We start from the raw sequence: 17669 nt of genomic DNA, 5'->3' as shown, positions 1-17669 counted from the left end.
ACCGTGTTCAGTCACGTCAAGGATTTGCAGTTCGAGGCGAAGCCGGACGGCCCCGACGCGCTCTTCGCCCGCCGGTTGCAGGAGGTGCTCGGCGGCAAGTGGGGTGAGCTGACGGTCGCCAACCAGTACCTGTTCCAGGGATGGACCTGCCGGCTGCCCGGCAAGTACAAGGACCTGCTGCTCGACGTGGGCACCGAGGAGATGGGCCACGTCGAGATGATCTGCACGATGATCGCCCGCCTGCTGGAGGGCGCGCCGCAGAACCTGCACGAGGCCGCGGCCGACGACAACCCGATGCTCGCCGCGATCTACAGCGGGCAGAACCCGGCGCAGTTCATCCACGCCGGTGGTGGACCGCTGCCGGTCGACAGCAACGGTGTGCCGTGGAACGGCTCCTACATCACGGCCAGCGGCAACCTGATGGCCGACTTCCAGCTCAACGTCACGGCGGAGGCGCAGGGGCGGCTTCAGGTCGCACGGCTCTACCACATGACCGACGACCCGGGCGTCAAGCAGATGCTGCGCTTCCTGCTGGCCCGCGACCACATGCACCAGAACATGTGGATGGCCGCGATCGAGCAGCTCAAGGCGGATGGACTGGAGGACATGCCGGTGCCGGAGGCGTACCCGGACGCGGAGCAGGAGAACGAGTTCGCGTACCGCATGCTCAACTTCTCGGCCGGTGAGGAGTCGGCCGAGGGCCGCTGGGCGAGTGGGGCGACACCGGACGGCAAGGGCACGTTCTCGTACGACCCGAAGCCGCAGGCGCACGCCGCCGAGCCGGTCCTGCCGCCGGGCGACCCGCGTCTCTACGGCACCCCGCCGCCCACCGGCGGCGGCATCATCGGCGCCGTCAAGGACGCGCTCACCTAGGACGTTCGGCCCCTCAGGTGGATCCCGGCGTCATTCCCGGCGTCAGAACGACGGGAATGACGCCGGGATCACGGTCGTGGGGCCGGCGGGCGACGCATGATCTCCAGGGCCGGGCCCGCCACGACGGCGGCCCGGCCCTGGATGCCGTGGTGGCGCTGATGGGGTGCACGACCGCAGCGAAACCGGCAGGGAGGCCGCCTGCGGCCGACCGGTGCCCGCGGGCTGCACCACGCCGGAAGCGGGAAAGGGTTACCTGCCTCTCATCTCTCTTACCAGGCGCTGTCGTGGCCGGCGGCGGAACCGCACGGCCACGACAGCGCCCGGGACCCTCAGGACGCCTGCATACGGGTCCGCAGCGTGGTCAGGGCGCGTTGCAGCAGTCGTGACACGTGCATCTGCGAGATGCCCAGGTGCTCGCCGATCCGGGCCTGCGTCCACTCCTTGAAGAAGCGCAGCGTGATGATCTCGCGCTCCCGGGGGGTGAGTGCGCGCATGGCCGGCCCGAGGTCGAGCAGCGACTCTGTCAGCTCGAAGCGCGGGTCGTCGCCGCCGAGCATGTCGCCGAGTTCCTTGCTGTCGCCGTCGTCGGCGACCGGGCGGGAGAGCGAGACCGCCGAGTACGCCTGCGCGCCCTCGATGCCCTCGATCACCTGTTCCTCGGTGACCCGCAGGTGGGCGGCGAGCTCGGGCACGGTCGGGCTGCGGCCGAGCGAGTGGGTGAGCGTGGTGGCCGCGTCGATGATGGCCAGCCGCATCTCCTGCACGCGGCGCGGCACCCGGACCGACCAGGTCCGGTCCCGGAAGTAGCGGCGCAGCTCACCGAGCACGGTCGGCACCGCGAACCCGACGAACTCGCCGGCCGCCGGGTCGAACCGGTCGATGGCCTTGATCAGTCCGACGGCCGCGACCTGGCGCAGGTCCTCGTCGGCCGCGCCCCGGCCGAAGAAGCGGCGGGCCAGCCGGTTCGCCATCGGCAACCAGGCCTCGATCGCGTGCTGCCGGGCCCGGGGGCGGCGGTGGTCGTCGGCGTCCAGCCCGGCGAACGCGGCCAGCGCCGCCGTCGCGCGGACGTCCTCATCGGTCATTATGTCTTCCACGGGCGCGGTGGTGCTGCTCACGGTGTCCTCCGGAAGGGGGATCATGGACGGGGGACAGCCTGGCTTCCCCGGATACGCGCTCCCAACCGGGTGAGTTTCAGCGGGTGCGGGCGGGCAGCCCGTCGAGCGTGCCGTCGCGGAACCCGGCGATCCGGTCGAACGCGCCCGCGCTCGCGTTCCGGGTGGACCGGCCGAGCGTGAGCAGCGCGGTCACCGCCTCGTCGAGATCGCCCGGGGAGAGTCGGACGTGGCTGTCCGGGCCGTGTCGCCCGCGCGGACCGGTGGTGCACCGGCCGCGGCGTGCGCCGGGCCGTTCCGGCGAAAGAGGCACGGTTGAAGCGCGCTTCGGTGGGCACCTGGGGCCGATGACCATGCTGCTGCGACTGGGTGCCGCGCTGAAGGCCACCGGATACGAGTTCACCACCGTCACGCCCGCCACACACGAGCGCGTCAACCGGCGGCCGGAGAACGCGAACGCCACGGACCTGCGCGGTGTCTTCGGATGGAGCCGGCCGTTCGGGCCGGGAGTGCTGCCGGTCGAGATCGTCGAGCTGATGGACGCGGCCGGCGTGCTGGAGCGGGACGGGGACGTGTGGCGCAGCCGGGTACGGTTCTCGACCTACGACGGGGAGTTGTTCGTGCACTCCGCGTACCCGACCGCGGGGAAGGACTCGGTGTTCTTCGGGCCGGACACGTACCGGATGGCGGACGCGGCCGCCGGGCACGTGCGCACCCGGCGGCGGCCGGTGCGGCGCGCCGTGGACGTCGGCTGCGGCACCGGCGCGGGCGCGATCACGGTGGCGAAGCGGGCACCGGGCGCGGAGGTGTTCGCGGTCGACATCAACGACACCGCGCTGGACTTCACGCGGGTGAACGCCGCGCTGGCCGACACGCGCGGCGTCCGCCCCTGCCACAGCAATCTGCTCAAGGACATCGACGGTACGTTCGACCTGATCATCTCCAACCCACCGTTCATGATCGACCCGGCCGGGCGGGCGTACCGGGACGGCGGCGGCGAGTCCGGGCACGAACTGTCGCTGTCGATCATCGACGCGGCCGCGGAACGGCTCGACCCGGGCGGCACACTCGTGCTGTTCAGCGGCGCCGGCATCGTCGACGGCGTGGACCCGCTGCGCGCCGCCGCCGCGGAACGGCTGGCCGGCACCGGCCTCACCTGGTCCTACCGCGAGGTGGACCCGGACGTCTACGACGAGGAACTGGACGGCGAGGCCTACCGGCACGCGGAGCGCATCGCCGTGGTCGTGCTCACCGCGTCGCGTCCCGAGTGGACCTGATCGTGGACGTCCGGGCGAGCGTGACGTACATCGGCAACGCCACGACGCTGCTCCGGCTCGGCGGCTTCACGCTGCTCACCGACCCGGCGTTCCGGCCGGCCGGCAGCCGCTACCACCTCGGCTACGGCGCCTGGACCAAGCGCGTGCTGGACCCGGCGTGCGGGCTCGGCGACCTGCCGCCGCTGTCCGGCGTGCTGCTGTCGCACCTGCACTCCGACCACTTCGACCGCGCGGCCGCCCGTGGCCTGGCACCGGACCTGCCGATCATCACCACGCCGCAGGCCCGGCGCAAGCTGCGCCGGAAGCGGTTCTCCGCCGTGCACGGCCTGCCGGCCTGGGAGCAGTTCGACACCTCGCACGGCCGGGAGCGGCTACGGGTGACCGCGGTGCCCGGCCGGCACGGTCCCGGGCTCGCCGACCACCTGCTGCCGGACGTGATGGGCTCGGTGGTGGAGCTGTTCACCGAGGACGTGTGCCGGCTGCGGCTCTACGTCACCGGGGACACGCTGTTCCGGCCGATGCTGGCGGAGGTGCCGCGGCGCTGCGGCGACATCGACGCGATGCTGATCCACCTGGGCGGCACCCGGCTGCTCGGCATGCTGCTCACCATGGACGCGCGGCAGGGCGCGAACCTGACCGAGGTGATCCGGCCCCGGCTGACCCTGCCGATCCACCACGAGGACTTCAGCGTGTTCACCTCGCCGGTCGGCGACTTCTTCGACCGGGCCCGCGCACGCGGACTGGCCGGGGTGGAGCCGATCGGGCGCGGGGACACCGTGACGTTGCCGCTGCGATCCGGGACGGGTGCCTGAATGTACGACGTGTTGCCGGGTGGCCTGCCCGGCGTGCTGACCGCCGAGGCGGTCGTGCCCACGCTCGGCGTCGAGGAGGAGTTCCTGCTCCTCGACCCGCGGACCGGCGAGAACGCGCCGGTCGCCGACCGCGTGCGGGCGGACCTGCCGGAGGCGGTGCGCGAGTACGGTCGGCCGGAGTTCCGGCGCAGCATGGTGGAGATGGTGACCCCGGTCTGCACGCAGCTGGCGGAGCTCTCCTACCACCTGCGACGGCACCGGCGGGCGGCCTCGCTCGCCGCGCGCGGTGCCGGGGCGCGGCTGACCGCGATCGGCGCCACGCCGGTGCACGAGCCGGACCTCTCGGTCCCGGACGGCGAGCGGTACCGGCGCATGGCGGAGCGCTTCGGTGCGATCGCGCGCGAGCCGGCGCTGTGCGGCCTGCACGTCCACGTCGGCGTGCCGGACCGGGAACTGGCCGTCCAGGTCTGCGCGCACCTGCGCGCCTGGTTGCCGCTGATCCAGGCGATGACCGCGAACTCGCCGATCTTCGGCGGTGCGGACACCGGCCACGCGAGCTGGCGGTCCGTGCGGATCCAGCGGTGGCCGAGCCTCGGGCCCTCCCCCGTCTTCGACTCGGCCGCCGAGTACGACGCGGCCGTGGCCGCACTGGTCGAGTCCGGCGCGATGATCGACAGCGGGATGGTCTTCTGGTATGCGCGGCTCTCCGACCGCTACCCCACGGTGGAGATCCGGGTCGGCGACGTCTGCGCGACCGCACGCGACGCGGTGCTGGTCGCCGGGCTGCTGCGCGCGCTGGTCGCCACGATCGCCGAGAACGCCGGGGCCGCGGTGCCGGCGATCCCGGACGCGCTGGTCCACGCCGCGCACTGGCGGGCCGCCCGGGAGGGCCTGGACGGTGACCTGTTCGACCTGCGGACCGGCCGGACCCGGCCGGCCTGGGATCTGATCGAGGACCTGGTGGCGTACGTGGCGCCCGCGCTGATCCGGCACGGCGACGTCCAGTGGGTACGGACCGCTCTGGCCGGGCTGCGGCGCTCCGGCACCGGGGCCACCCGGCAGCGCCGTCTGCTGCGGGTCACCGAGAGCCTGCCGGAGACGCTGAACGCGCTGGCCCGGCTGACCGTCAACGGATGAATCGATTGAACCGGATTAATCAAATCAATTGGACAGGTCGACAGAGGAGAAGTGTGGTACACGAGCACCTGGTACACGAGCACTTGGACCGTGACGCCCTCGTCACGGAGCTGATGAACTGGATCCGGCTCCCGTCGGTCGCCGGCGTGCCGGAGAACGAGATCGACCTGACCCGGTCGGCGCACTGGCTCGCCGGTGCGCTCCGGGAGACCGGGTTCCCGGAGGTGGAGATCGCCGGCCCCGGCGGCGCACCGGCCGTGATCGCCCGCTGGTGCGCGGCGCCGGGCGCGCCGACCGTGCTGGTCTACAGCCACCACGACGTGCGGGCCGCCAAGGAGGAACAGTGGGCGGAGACGTCGCCGCACCGGCCGGTGCTGCGCGACGGCTACGTCTACGGCCGGGGCGCCTCGGACGCGAAGGGGCAGGTGGTGGCGCACCTCTGGGGGCTGCGCGCGCACCTCGCGGCGACCGGGCGCGCCGTACCCGCGGTGAATCTGATCTGGCTCGTCGAGGGTGAGGAGGAGACCGGTTCCGCGCACCTGGCCGCGCTGCTGGAGGAGCACCGGATCCGGGCGGACCTGGTCGTCTACTCGGACACGCTGCTGTGGCACCGCGACCACCCGGCGATCTGCACCAGCATGCGCGGCGGGCTGAACGCGCAGATCGAGGTCTACGGGCCGCTGCGCGACGTGCACAGCGGCGCGGTCTCCGGCCCGGCGCCGAACCCGCTGGTCACGCTGGCCCGGCTGATCGGGCGGCTGCACGACGACAAGGGGCGGGTGACGCTGCCCGGCTTCTACGACACGGTGATCGAGCCGAGCGAGCGCACCCGGGCGGAGTATGCGGCGCTGCCGTACTCGGACGAGGACTGGCTGGCCCGCACGGAGACACGCAGCATCGGCGGTGAGGAGGGCTTCACGGTGCTGGAGCGGCTGTGGGCGCGCCCGGCCGTCGAGGTGCTGACCGCGGTCGCCGGCGACCCGGACGGGCCGACGCGCGGTGCGGTCCCGGCCGTGGCGACCGCGAGCATCACCATGCGCACCGCGCCGGGCCAGGCCTGCGCCGAGGTCGCCGATCAGCTGCGCCGGTGGGTGCGCGAGACGATCGACGAGGGCGTGGGGTACGAGCTGACCATCGCGGAGGAGCTGGCGCAGGAGCCGTACCGGACGCCGGACGACCACCCCGCGGTCGCGATGCTGGAGGCGGCCGTGCGCGACGGCTTCGGCACGCAGGTCGTCGGGCGGATGGGCAACGCCGGTGGCGGGCCCGCGGACCTGCTGACCAAGGCCACCGGCGCGCCGGTGCTGTTCTTCGGCACCGGGCTGCCGGAGGACCGCTGGCACGACAGCGACGAACGCGCCTCGGTCGACGTGCTGCTCGCCGGCGCGGCCACGCTCGGCTCACTGTGGGGCCGGCTGGCTCAGTGGTCCCGGTAGATCGACTGGCTCAGTGGTCCCGGTAGGTGGCGCCGCCGTGCGACTCCGGTGATGCCGGCTTCGCGCCGCCCTCCGGCGGCCCCTCGACCGACTGCTGCCCCGCCGCCAGCTCCGGGAACTTCGCATCGAACGCGGGCCGCTCCGAGCGGATGCGCGGCATGCGGTCGAAGTTGCGCAGCGGCGGCGGGCTGCTGGTCGCCCACTCCAGCGAGTTGCCGTGCCCCCACGGGTCGTCCACGGTGACCAGCTTGCCCGCTCGGTAGGAGTGCCAGCAGTTGTAGAGGAACGGCAGCGTGGACAGGCCGAGCACGAACGAGCCGACCGTGGAGAACGTGTTCAGCGCCGTGAAACCGTCCTGGATCTGATAGTCCGCGTACCGCCGGGGCATGCCCTCCGAGCCGAGCCAGTGGTGCACCAGGAAGGTGGCGTGGAAGCCGAGGAACGTCAGCCAGAAGTGCAGCTTGCCGAGCCGCTCGTCGAGCATTCGGCCGAACATCTTCGGGAACCAGAAGTAGATGCCGGAGAACACCGCGAACACGATCGTGCCGAACAGCACGTAGTGGAAGTGCGCGACCACGAAGTACGAGTCGTGGGTGTGGAAGTCGACCGGCGGGCTCGCCAGCAGCACCCCGGACAGCCCGCCGAACAGGAACGTGACCAGGAACCCGATCGCGAACAGCATCGGCGACTCGAACGTGAGCTGACCGCGCCACATCGTGCCGATCCAGGAGAAGAACTTCAGGCCGGTGGGTACGGCGATGAGGTAACTGAGGAAGCTGAAGAACGGCAGCAGCACCTGCCCGGTCGCGAACATGTGGTGTGCCCAGACGCTCATCGACAGCGCCGCGATCACCAGCGTGGCGCCGACGAGTCCCTTGTAGCCGAAGACCGGCTTGCGGCTGAACACCGGGATCACCTCGGTGATGATCCCGAAGAACGGCAGCGCGATGATGTAGACCTCGGGGTGGCCGAAGAACCAGAACAGGTGCTGCCACAGCATCGGCCCGTTCGTCGCCGGGTCGTAGACGTGCGCGCCGAGCGTGCGGTCAGCCGCCAGGGCCAGCAGTGCCGCCGCCAGGAACGGGAAGACCAGCACCACGAGCAGGCTGGTCACCAGGATGTTCCAGGTGAAGATCGGCATCCGGAACATGGTCATGCCGGGCGCGCGCAGCGTCAGGATCGTGGTGATCATGTTGACGCCACCGAGGATGGTGCCGAGACCGGAGAGCACCAGGCCGGTGATCCACAGGTTCGCGCCGATGCCCGGGGAGTGCGAGCCGTCCGACAGCGGCGTGTACGCCGTCCAGCCGTAGTCGGCGGTACCGCCCGGCGTGATGAACCCGCCCATGACGATGACGCCGCCGAACAGGTACAGCCAGTACGCGAACGAGTTCAGCCGCGGGAACGCCACGTCCGGCGCACCGATCTGGATCGGCACCACGTAGTTGGCGAACGCGAAGACCACCGGCGTCGCGAAGAACAGCAGCATGATCGTGCCGTGCATCGTGAAGAGCTGGTTGTACTGCTCCGGGCTCAGGATCTGCATCCCCGGGCGGGCCAGCTCCGCACGCATGATCAGCGCCATCAGGCCGCCGAGCATGAAGAACACGAACGACGTGACCAGGTACATGATCCCGATCTGTTTCGCGTCCGTGGTGCGCAGCAGCCGGGCCAGCGCCGATCCGCGCACGATCGGGCGCGGCGGATCGGGGCGAACCTGGATGACGGTGGGCTTCGGGACGAGCGTCGTCACGGGATCACTCCAATGCATGAGGGCGCGGCCCGCGTGCCCAGCATCGACCCCGGTAAACGCCCCTGTCCAGCGATCCACCGGCGGTCACTTGCGGTTACTGGGGAGCTGATGGAGAGTGAGCAGGTGGGAACCCGTGATGAGATCGCCGCACTGCCGCCCGAGTCCGACCTGGCCCGGGCCGACTCGCTGGCCCGGGAGATCTTCTCCGACATCGCGAACAAGTGGGCGCTGCTGATCATCGAGTTCCTCGGCATGCGCGGCACCATGCGGTTCAGCGAGCTGCGCGACGACATCGGCGGGATCAGCCACAAGATGCTCACCCAGAATCTGCGCACGCTCGAACGCAACGGCCTGATCACCCGCACCGTCCACCCGACCATCCCGCCGCGCGTCGACTACGCCCTCACCGACGCGGGCGACGCGCTCCGCACGGTCGTCGACGGCATGTGCGACTGGACCCAGCGCTTCATCTCCCACATCGAAGCGTCCAGGTCGGGCTACGACGGAAGGCCCTGAAGACCGATCTTTTCGCCCTCGGAGCCCGAATACACCTCAGCTCGCTTGACCCCGAATACCGAGCCGACCCAGGGACGACCCCGGAACCCGATCTTCCCGCTTCCGGCGTGGTGCGGCCCGCATGCTCCCGCGGGCCAACCTCGCGGCGGCTTCCGCCGCCGCTCCAGTCGCCGCGTCGGAGCCGGTGACGACGCTGGTCACCGAAGGGCCGCGGCATTCGGCCTGGACGCTCCTGGTCACGCGACTGGCGTCCGGGCGCTTCGCGCCCGAAATTTCGTAGTATCTCGCCTCGCCGACGGCACCCTTCCCCATGGACCAACGCCGCCCCAGCCCTGAGTGATCAGTGGTGCAAAAGGGCAATCAACGTCGACTCTCTTTCGCACCACTGATTGATCACCTAGGCACCGTCCGCCGGCCTTCCGAGGTCGCAGGGAAGCCGCAGGACGCGCGCCAGCTTTAATGTAGACATTTGTGCATGGAATGCCCGTGGTGGCATCGGAACTGGAGCCCGCGGGAGCATGCGGGCTGCACCACGCCGGAAGCGGGAATATCCGCTTTCATGGGTTTGGGGTCAGTCGGTGATGGCGGTGGCCTCGATCTCGACCAGATGCTCGGGGACGTCGAGGGTGGCGATACCGAAGAGGGAGGCGGGCGGCGTGGCGGTGATGCCGAGCCGGGCCTTCGCGCGGTCGATGCCGTCGAGCAGCAGCGGCATCTTCTCCGGGGTCCAGTCGACGACGTGCACGACGAGCTTGACCACGTCGTCCCACGTGGCGCCCGAGGCGCCCAGTGCCGTGGTGACGTTGAGGTAGGCCTGCTCGACCTGGCCGGCGAGGTCGCCGACCGCGATGTTCGTGCCGTTCGCGTCCCAGGAGACCTGGCCGGCGACGTGGACGAAGCGCGAGCCGGTGGCCACGGAGACATGGTGGTAGACCGGGACGTTCGGCAGGCCCGGCGGGTTGATCAGAGTGACGGCCATGTCGGCGCTCCTCGCTCTCTTTGGGTTACTCAGGAACCGTAAGAGATCGCCGCGGAGCTGTGAAGAAGGCACCTTTTCCCGCTCAGGGCACCTTTTGGTAACCCGTGGAGCGCGGCGTCGCGGCGCGGACCGCGCGGCGGGTGGCCAGCAGCGTGAGGCGGCCGTCGTGGCGAGGGTGCCAGCCGAGTTCGGTGCGCGCGCGGGTGCAGTCCAGCAGCGGGCTGTCGAGCAGCAGGTCGGCCCAGGACGCGTCGAGCGGGTGCAGGCGCAACCGCCAGGTCACGTCGAGCAGGCCGCGGAGCGTGGCGCGGGAGACCGGGACGTGCCGGCCGCCCATCAGCCGGGCCAGCACGGGCGCGCGCATCGCGGGCTCGTCGGTCACGTTGAACGCTCCGGTCGCGCCCGCCAGCAGCACGCGGCCGATCAGGTCGGCGACGTCCTGCGCGGCCACCACCTGGGTGATCGCCCGCGGCGGCAGCGGCAGCAGCGGGAGCCGGCCGACGATCGGGGCCAGCGGCGCGGACCGGCCCATCGCGAGCCGTGCCAGATCGCGGGCCGCGGCCGGCTGGATGACCGCGAGCGGCCGGATCCGGGCCACCCGCAGCGCGGGATGCTCCCGCTCCGCCCGGTCCAGCAGGTCCTCGACCGCGACCTTGTCCTGGCTGTACGAGGAGCCGGGCACGCCACGCCGGGGCCAGTCCTCGGTGACCCGGGTGTCGTCGTCGCCGCGGGAGTAGACCGCGCCGGACGACAGGTGCACCAGATGCGGCACCCGGGCGCGCAGCAGCGCGGTCAGCACGTTCGCGGAGCCGGTCAGGTTGGTGCGGGCCTGCGCGGCGCGGTCGTGTCCGGCCACGATGTGCCAGGCGAGGTGCACGACCGCGTCCGCGCCGGCGAAGGCGGCGGTGAGCGCGTCCTCCGCGCCGGGTGCGCCGATGTCCACGGCCCGCCAGTCGACGTCGCGCCGATCCGGTACGCCGCGGGCGATGCCCACGACATCACGGATCTCCGGCCGCGCGGTGAGCCACTCCACCAGCGCGGATCCGATGTTGCCACTCGCACCCGTCACGACGATCCGCACGGGCGGAGCTTTCCCCGGATCCGCGGGTCTACACCGTCAGGACCGGTCGCGGGCGGTCCGCCCGTCCAGGAAGCGCGTCCGTGCGGACCCGCTGGGGCCGGCGGTCCGGATCGTCCTCGGCCTCTGCGCGGTCGGCCGGGCGGGGCACCTCGCGGTGCCCCGCCCGTCGCCTATCCGTTCGTGTCGCCGTCGCCGGTGCGCTTCTGCGCCTCGTCGACGCCACGGTCGATCTGGTCGGAGTGCTTGCCGCCGGAGCGCTGGTCCACCGCGTCCCCGGCCTTCTCCAGGCCCTGGTCGACCTGCTTGTCATGCTTGTCGGCGAAGTCGTCCGCCTTGTTCAGGAAGTCGCTCACGTCAGGTTCCCATCTGTACTGAGTTCCGGCGTGGCGGTGTCACCGCCAGGCCCGCTGGTCCTCGCCGTCCTCGTACCGGCTACCCCAGCCGGCCGTGGTTACACGTTCGGCAGGCCTGCGGCCCGCGAAGGCACGCCCGAGGGACTCGCCGCCGCGACCGGACCAGGACCGGGATCGGACCACCGGCACCGAGGCGGGCCGCCATAGGTTGATGCGTCTCATGGTTCGCCTCCTTCACGACAGCCGCCCGCGTACCCGCTCGCCCGGCGTCCATGCGCGGGATCCGGCGAGGTGCACCTCACACGTAGCGGCGGGCGGTGGAGTCGCGCTGGGTGGCGTCGAGCCGGGCCAGCCGGGCCTCGACGTGGCGCGGACGGGTGCGGCGGCGGGCCAGCACCCAGGGCAGGCCGCGGATCGCGTCCCAGCAGGCCAGCGCGGAGACGCTGTCCCGTGGCACGGTGCCGGCCAGGAACGCGGTGCGGCGCAGCGCGGGCAGCACCGGCCGGCGCAGCCAGGTGAACCACAGCGTGTTGCGCAGGCCGGCCCGGCGTCGCCGGATCGAGTCCCGCACCAGCGACGCCTGGTGGTGCACCACCAGATGGTCCAGGTAGCAGATCTCCCCGCCCGCGGTGATCAGGTCGGTGGCGAGCAGTTCCTCCTCGCCGCCGAGCCACAACCGGGGGCTGAACCCGCCGGCGGCCAGGAACGCGTCCCGGCGGATCACGGACGCGCCGGCCAGGAAACTGCCGAGCGCGGGCCCGGGCAGCCAGTCCGGGGCGGGCACCGGCGAGTCGCGCAGCTCGGCCACGATCGGATCGTCGTGACCGCCGGGCTCGACCACGATCCGGGCATTGATCACCGCGATGCCGGGGTACGCGTCGAGCGTGTCCGCGGCGGCGCGGAGACTGCCGGGCTCCCACCAGGTGTCGTCGTCACAGAACGCGACGTACCGCGTGTGCAGCCGGGCCACGCCGGCGTTGCGTCCGGCGGCACCCCGGTTCTCCCGGAGCGCGAGCACCGTCACCTGCGGGAATCGCGCCCGGAGCGACTCGGCGGTGCCGTCGGTCGAGCCGTTGTCGACCACCACGATCGGCGGCGCCTCCGGCAGTCTCACCAGGCGTTCGACCGCGTTCAGCACCTCCGGCCGCCGCTGGTGGGTGACCACCACGACGCCGATGCGGGAATCCTCCATGCGGCCGCGGGTACCCGCTCCGGCGCGATGATCACGTACTCGTTGGTGGGATGTGCGCGGTCGAGTGTTTACGCACGCGACCAGCGAAGATCATCTTCTGTGGCCTGTGCGCGTCCATGATCACCGTCAGACTGGGCGCCGTTCCGCAGTGCCTCAGCCAAACCGACGCCCGAACACGACGCCGAAAGCGAGCATCGCGTTTCGGGTACCGCACCATCCAGGAAGACGATCCCTTGAGTTCCATGAGCACCCGCACGCTGGTGGCGCTCGCCGTCATCGGTGTCGCGGCCGGGACCGCCGTGTTCACGCCACGGCCGGCGGCGGCCCACCCGTTCGGCGATCCGCAGACCGTGGTCATCACGCCCGACGAGCAGCGCTCCGACGTCGTGCACGTGAAGTGGCGGGTCGGCGGCCCGGACGACCTCACCGTGCTCGGCGTCTCGCTCGGGCTGCTGCCCGCGGACCGGGTGCGCGCGGACGGGACGGTCGACTACCGGTACAACGACCCGGGCGTGGTCGGCGCGTCACCCGCGTTCGCCGGATATCTACTGGACCGGATCACGGTCACCGACGGCGGCCGCCCGTGCACCGGCGCGGTGGAGCCGATCGCGGCGCTGGCGCTGAAGGGCGCGACGGCCGGGTTCACCTGCCCCGGGCCGGTCACCTCCGCGACCGTGGCCGTACGCACGCTGACCGACCTGCACCCGGCGTACCGGACGATGGCCACCGGGCCGGGCGGGCAGCGCGCGGTGTACGAGGGCGCGAACGACACGCACACCTGGTCGCTGACCGGGGCCGGCGCGGGCCTCGGCCGCAGCGCGCTGGTGCAGATCGGTGCGGTCCTCGGCGGCGTGCTCGTGCTGGCCGGCCTGGTCGCGGTCGTGGTGAAGCGGCGGGTGGCGGCATGAACCTCGGCTCGCTGTCGGAGCGGCTCCAGGACCTGATCCACGCGCCCGGGGTGGCGCCGCTGGCGTTCGTGTTCGCGTTCCTCGCCGGGGCCGGGCACGCGCTCGCGCCCGGCCACGGCAAGACGCTCGCCGCGGCGTACCTGGCCGGCTCGCGCGGGCGGATCCGTGACGCGGCCTGGCTGGGCGGGTCGGTCGCGGCCATGCACACCGTGTCGGTGCTGGTCATCGGTGTGGCGTGGACGTTCTTCTCGCTGTCCGAGCTGATCCGGATGGAGCAGCTGACCACGTGGCTGCAGATCGCGGCCGGGCTGCTGGTGCTCGGCACCGGCCTCTGGATGCTGCGACGCCACGTGAAGGGCGGCCACGCCCACTCACATGATCACGACCACGGGCACGACCATGATCACGACCACGGGCACGGGCATCACCACCACGGCGACGGGAAGCGGCCCGGCCTGTTCCTGCTCGGCATCTCCGGTGGCCTGACCCCCTCCCCCGCCGCGTTCCTGGTGCTGGCCACCGGCCTGTTCCTGGGCCGGGCCGGCTTCGCGCTGCTTCTCGTGCTCACGTTCGGCATCGGCATGGCCGTCGTGCTGTTCGGCATCGGCGTGCTCGCGGTCGCCGGCAGCGTGCTGGTCACCCGCAACGCCCGCACCCACGCCATGCTGCGCCTCGCCACCCGCGTCACCCCGATGCTCGCGGCCGGCGGCATCACCGCGTTCGGCGCCGGCATGATCGCGGTCGCCGCCGTCCACCTGGCCGCGCCGGCCTGACGCCGGACCACCCCCGAGCAGCGTGTCGCCGCCCCGTTTGTAGTACCAGGAAGGCTCCGGCGTCCTCGACCGTCCCGGCGAGCGGAGCCCGCCGGGACGGTGGCGTCCTAGCGGAGGCTCATCGCGTACAGCTGCAGGCGGGTGTCGTTCGGGAGGGTGAGCGAGCGGATCCGCTTGCCCGGGGAGAGCGGCACGCTGATCGCGAAGAGGCTGACCGGTGGCCCGTCCACGCCCTGGCCGGCCCTGATCCGGTGGGGCATGGCGAGCGCGGTCGTGGAGCCGGTGGCGGGTGAGCCGCACCAGTCCGCGACCGTGACCGCGCGGGTCTCGGTGCTGCCGTCCGCGTAACCGATGGTGAACCCGCCGGTCACCGGCCCGTTGTGGGCGGTCGCGACCAGTTCCAGCGAGGTGTGCGCGCCCTGCGGCAGCACCAGGGACTGGCCGGTCGCGGTGACGAAGTTGGGCGCGGTGCCGCTCGGGTCCGGGGCCTGGTAGGTCACTCCGTTCCAGGTGACCGGCCCGGCCGGCGGCAGCAGCGCGGCGTCGAAGCTCCAGCCGGCGGTGTCGAAGTTCCCCTCCGCGGTGGCGGCCACGGTCGCGGTGCCGTCCCGGGTCAGCTCCGGCGTGAGGTCGACCGCGCAGGACGTGCCGGGCGCGCAGGTGAGCGCGGGCCGGACCACGACCGGGGCGGTACGCGTGACCGTGTTCGCCCCGCCGACCGTGACCTGGACCGGATAGGTGCCGTCGGCCACGCCGTCCGGCGCCGTGACCGTGACCGTGGCGGAGGTGGCGACCGGCAGGTGCGACGACCGCAGCACGGGCAGCCGCGCGGGCGCGACCGTCACGGTCCAGCCGGCCGGGCCGGTCGCGGACACCGTCGGCCGGAGCGTGGACGGCGACTGCGCCACGATGTCCACGGTGAACGTGGTGGTGCCGCCGGGCGGCAGCGCGGCCGAGGCCGGCCGCAGCGAGGCGTCGACGTGCCGGCGGCCGTCCTGCGGCGCGCGGTTCACCGACGGCGGCTCCGCGTGCGGCGCGGTCCCCCACGACGACGGGCGGGAGCCGACCGTGTGCGCGAGCGTGCCGCCGTCCGCGATCGAGTCCCAGGTCACCCAGCTCTGGGTGAGCCGGCCGCCGTCCAGCCGGGCGCTCTGCACGTAGCGGTTCGTGTCGGTGACGCCCGGCGCGGTGATCCGCAGCGTGCCGGAGCCGGTCCGCACGGTCGCGGACGGGAAGACCGGGCTGGACACCGCGAGGAAGTCCGCGCCGCTCATCGTCGGGTAGAGGCCGAGCGCGGAGAACACGTACCACGCGCTCATCGTGCCGAGATCGTCGTTGCCGGTCATGCCGTCCGGGCCGGTGGTGAACAGCGTCATCGCGGCGCGGACCACGGTCGCGGCCTTCGCGGGCGCGCCGGCCCAGTGGTACATGTACGGCGCGAGCAGGTCCGGCTCGTTGTTCGGGTTGTAGGTGGGCTTGGCGTAGTAGTCGTACGGCGCGGCGATCCAGTCGGTGCGCGCGGTGCCGGCCGGGTCGGTGAGCAGCTTGTCGTAGGCGAAGAACTCGTCCAGCCGGTCCTGCGCGCCGCGCCGCCCGCCCATCAGCGAGACGAGCCCGGCCGGGTCCTGCGGCACCAGCCACTGATACTGATAGGCGCCGCCCTCGTGGAACTGGTGTGCGGCCTCGACCGGGTCGTACGGCGTGAGCCAGGTGCCGTCCACCGTGCGCGGGCGGAACTGGCCGGTGGAGGTGTCCCACAGGTTGCGGTACCACTGGCCGCGGGCCGCGAACATGCGCGCGTCCGCGTTCTTGCCGAGCCCCTGGGCCATCAGCGCGAGCGCGGCGTCCGCGGCGGAGTACTCGAGCGTGGCCGAGGCCGGGTGCACACAGTCGTTGTCGCCGCCCTTGTGCACGCAGTCGGTGCCGAGGCGCAGGCCGGACGGGATGTAACCGCGCTCGGCGTAGTAGTACTGCCCGGTGCGCCCGTTGAACGGCGAGTCCGCCGGCGGCTGGCTCGTGGCGTTCGCCCGCAGCAGCGCGTACGCCTCCGCCTCGTGCCCCTTGAGCAGCCCCTTGGACCAGTTCTCCACCAGGAACGGGGTGACCGGGTCGCCGGTCATGATGTTGGTCTCGCTGTTCGCGAGCGCCCAGCGCGGCAGCCAGCCGCCGTCCCGGCCGATCGCGAGCACGGAGAGCGCGACGTCGCGGGCCACGTCCGGCGCGATCAGTTCGAGGAGCTGGTTCTGCGGCCGGTACGTGTCCCACAGCGAGAAGTTCTGGTAGGGCGTGTAACCGTTCGCGGTGTGCACCTGCCGGTCGAAGCCGACGTAGCGCCCGTCCACGTCGCCGGCCAGGTTCGGGTGCAGCAACGAGTGGTAGAGAGCGGTGTGGAAGACCGCGCGCCGCTCCTCCGTACCCCCGTCGATGTTGATCTTGTCTAGGGCGGTGGACCATTCGGCGCGAAGTGCGCCGCGGACCGCGTCGAAGTCGAAACGGTCGCCGGTCTCCGCGGTCAGGTTCGCCCGCGCGCCGTCCGCGCCCGTGTAGGACAGGCCGACCTTGACGACCACGTCCCGGTCGGCACGCGCGTCGAACGTGACATAAGCCCCGTTACCGCCCGCGCCGCCCGCATCCCGGCTCCCGGCCGTGAGGTCGCCGCCGCGCCAGGTGCCGAACGCGGTGAACGGCCGGTCGAACTCGGCCGTGAACCAGACGGTGTGGTCGTCCCGGCCGGCGCAGAAGTTGCCCGCGTTGACGCGCCCGGTGAGCGTGCGGTCGCCGACCACGTGGATCTCCGAGTCGAACACGTTCTGGTTCGCCTTGCCGGTGTTGAACAGCACGTTCGCCTGCTCGGTGGCGGGGAACGAGTAGCGCTGCCAGCCGGTGCGCGCGGTCGCGGTCAGCTCCGCGTCGATGCCGTAGCGACTCAGGCCGACCCGGTAGTAGCCCGGGCTCGCCTCCTCGTCGTCGTGCGAGAACGCCGACCTGTAGGCATTGTGGTCGGTGCTCGTCACCTCGCCGGTGGTCGGCATGATCGGCAGCTCGCCGGCCACGCCGCAGCCGACCCCGGAGAGGTGCGTCTGGCTGAAGCCGTAGATCGAGTCGGCCAGGTAGTCGTAGCCGCCCTGGCCGCCGGTGTCCGGGCTGACCTGCACCATGCCGAACGGCGCGGCGGCGCCGGGGAACGTGTTGCCGAAGTTCTGTGTGCCGACGAACGGCCGCACCAGATCGACGGGCTCCGGATCGACCGCTGTCATGGCCGGCACCTCCGGTGCGAGCAGCAGGGCGGCCACCAGCATATTGCGAATCATCGACACTCCCGTCACCGGCGTGTGATCACGTTGCCATCGGCGAGCGACGAAAGTCAATGATTCTCCGGTCCCGGCCCATAACGGCCGATAAGCACCACGTGGGTACGTCGCGGAGACGCTCAACCAGCGTCCCGTTCGTCGTGCTCGTGCTCG

At 72.0% G+C, this 17669-nt stretch carries 17 protein-coding genes; 8 read left to right on the top strand and 9 right to left on the bottom strand.

The features are described 5' to 3' along the window. The first annotated feature begins 3 nt into the window (after window positions 1-3). Window positions 4-873 (top strand): manganese catalase, encoded by an 870-nt coding sequence (locus J2S43_RS09255; RefSeq protein WP_306828386.1) that lies wholly within the window; start codon window positions 4-6, stop codon window positions 871-873. Window positions 874-1202: 329 nt separating this feature from the next. Here the strand turns inward: J2S43_RS09255 and J2S43_RS09250 are convergent, their stop codons facing one another. After that, a complete protein-coding gene (locus J2S43_RS09250; RefSeq protein ID WP_306828385.1) occupies window positions 1203-1958 on the bottom strand; it encodes a SigB/SigF/SigG family RNA polymerase sigma factor in 756 nt (251 codons plus the stop codon). 109 nt (window positions 1959-2067) lie between these two features. Then, window positions 2068-2301 carry a hypothetical protein gene (locus J2S43_RS09245; RefSeq protein WP_306828384.1) on the bottom strand — a complete coding sequence of 78 codons (234 nt, stop codon included), beginning with the start codon at window positions 2299-2301 and terminating at the stop codon, window positions 2068-2070. Between the two features lie 34 nt (window positions 2302-2335). Between J2S43_RS09245 and J2S43_RS09240 the strand changes: the two genes are divergently transcribed. From J2S43_RS09240 to J2S43_RS09225, 4 genes are all read left to right on the top strand, one after another. After that, a complete protein-coding gene (locus J2S43_RS09240) occupies window positions 2336-3265 on the top strand; it encodes a methyltransferase (protein ID WP_306828383.1) in 930 nt (309 codons plus the stop codon). Between the two features lie 2 nt (window positions 3266-3267). Continuing rightward, window positions 3268-4077, top strand: a complete 810-nt coding sequence (locus tag J2S43_RS09235) for an MBL fold metallo-hydrolase (RefSeq protein WP_306828381.1) — start codon at window positions 3268-3270, stop codon at window positions 4075-4077. Beyond that, a complete protein-coding gene (locus tag J2S43_RS09230) occupies window positions 4078-5214 on the top strand; it encodes a carboxylate-amine ligase (RefSeq protein ID WP_306828380.1) in 1137 nt (378 codons plus the stop codon). It abuts the gene before it with no gap. 113 nt (window positions 5215-5327) lie between these two features. After that, entirely contained in the window at window positions 5328-6650 is a 1323-nt protein-coding gene (locus tag J2S43_RS09225) for a M20/M25/M40 family metallo-hydrolase (protein WP_306828379.1), read from the top strand. A gap of 10 nt (window positions 6651-6660) precedes the next feature. On the opposite strand, the gene ctaD is transcribed toward J2S43_RS09225, so the two are convergent. Beyond that, window positions 6661-8403 (bottom strand): aa3-type cytochrome oxidase subunit I, encoded by a 1743-nt coding sequence (gene ctaD, locus J2S43_RS09220; RefSeq protein WP_306828378.1) that lies wholly within the window; start codon window positions 8401-8403, stop codon window positions 6661-6663. A 108-nt stretch (window positions 8404-8511) separates the two neighbouring features. Here ctaD and J2S43_RS09215 point away from each other — a divergent pair, with 108 nt between their 5' ends. Continuing rightward, a complete protein-coding gene (locus J2S43_RS09215; RefSeq protein WP_370881609.1) occupies window positions 8512-8919 on the top strand; it encodes a winged helix-turn-helix transcriptional regulator in 408 nt (135 codons plus the stop codon). A gap of 571 nt (window positions 8920-9490) precedes the next feature. Here the strand turns inward: J2S43_RS09215 and J2S43_RS09210 are convergent. The 5 genes from J2S43_RS09210 to J2S43_RS09190 form a co-directional block, all read right to left on the bottom strand. Further along, window positions 9491-9898 carry a RidA family protein gene (locus J2S43_RS09210; protein ID WP_306828376.1) on the bottom strand — a complete coding sequence of 136 codons (408 nt, stop codon included), beginning with the start codon at window positions 9896-9898 and terminating at the stop codon, window positions 9491-9493. Between the two features lie 82 nt (window positions 9899-9980). Beyond that, complete coding sequence (locus J2S43_RS09205) at window positions 9981-10979, bottom strand: NAD-dependent epimerase/dehydratase family protein (protein WP_306828375.1); 999 nt, start codon at window positions 10977-10979, stop codon at window positions 9981-9983. A 170-nt stretch (window positions 10980-11149) separates the two neighbouring features. Next, complete coding sequence (locus J2S43_RS09200) at window positions 11150-11332, bottom strand: antitoxin (RefSeq protein WP_306828374.1); 183 nt, start codon at window positions 11330-11332, stop codon at window positions 11150-11152. A 39-nt stretch (window positions 11333-11371) separates the two neighbouring features. Then, window positions 11372-11554, bottom strand: a complete 183-nt coding sequence (locus tag J2S43_RS09195; protein ID WP_306828373.1) for a hypothetical protein — start codon at window positions 11552-11554, stop codon at window positions 11372-11374. Between the two features lie 76 nt (window positions 11555-11630). Further along, window positions 11631-12524, bottom strand: a complete 894-nt coding sequence (locus J2S43_RS09190; RefSeq protein ID WP_306828372.1) for a glycosyltransferase family 2 protein — start codon at window positions 12522-12524, stop codon at window positions 11631-11633. A 242-nt stretch (window positions 12525-12766) separates the two neighbouring features. Between J2S43_RS09190 and J2S43_RS09185 the strand changes: the two genes are divergently transcribed. Next, complete coding sequence (locus tag J2S43_RS09185; protein ID WP_306828371.1) at window positions 12767-13432, top strand: hypothetical protein; 666 nt, start codon at window positions 12767-12769, stop codon at window positions 13430-13432. After that, entirely contained in the window at window positions 13429-14205 is a 777-nt protein-coding gene (locus tag J2S43_RS09180) for a HoxN/HupN/NixA family nickel/cobalt transporter (RefSeq protein WP_306828370.1), read from the top strand. The genes J2S43_RS09185 and J2S43_RS09180 overlap by 4 nt, the downstream gene beginning before the upstream one ends. Before the next feature lie 107 nt (window positions 14206-14312). Here the strand turns inward: J2S43_RS09180 and J2S43_RS09175 are convergent, their stop codons facing one another. Next, the gene (locus J2S43_RS09175) at window positions 14313-17516 is read right to left on the bottom strand and encodes a GH92 family glycosyl hydrolase (protein ID WP_306828368.1); all 3204 of its coding nucleotides are present in this window, start codon (window positions 17514-17516) and stop codon (window positions 14313-14315) included. Between the last annotated feature and the right edge of the window lie 153 nt (window positions 17517-17669).

The sequence above is a fragment of the Catenuloplanes nepalensis genome, assembly GCF_030811575.1.
Classification (GTDB): domain Bacteria; phylum Actinomycetota; class Actinomycetes; order Mycobacteriales; family Micromonosporaceae; genus Catenuloplanes; species Catenuloplanes nepalensis.
The sequence above is the reverse complement of the archived record's forward strand: the minus strand, read 5'-3'. Positions and strand labels throughout refer to the sequence as shown.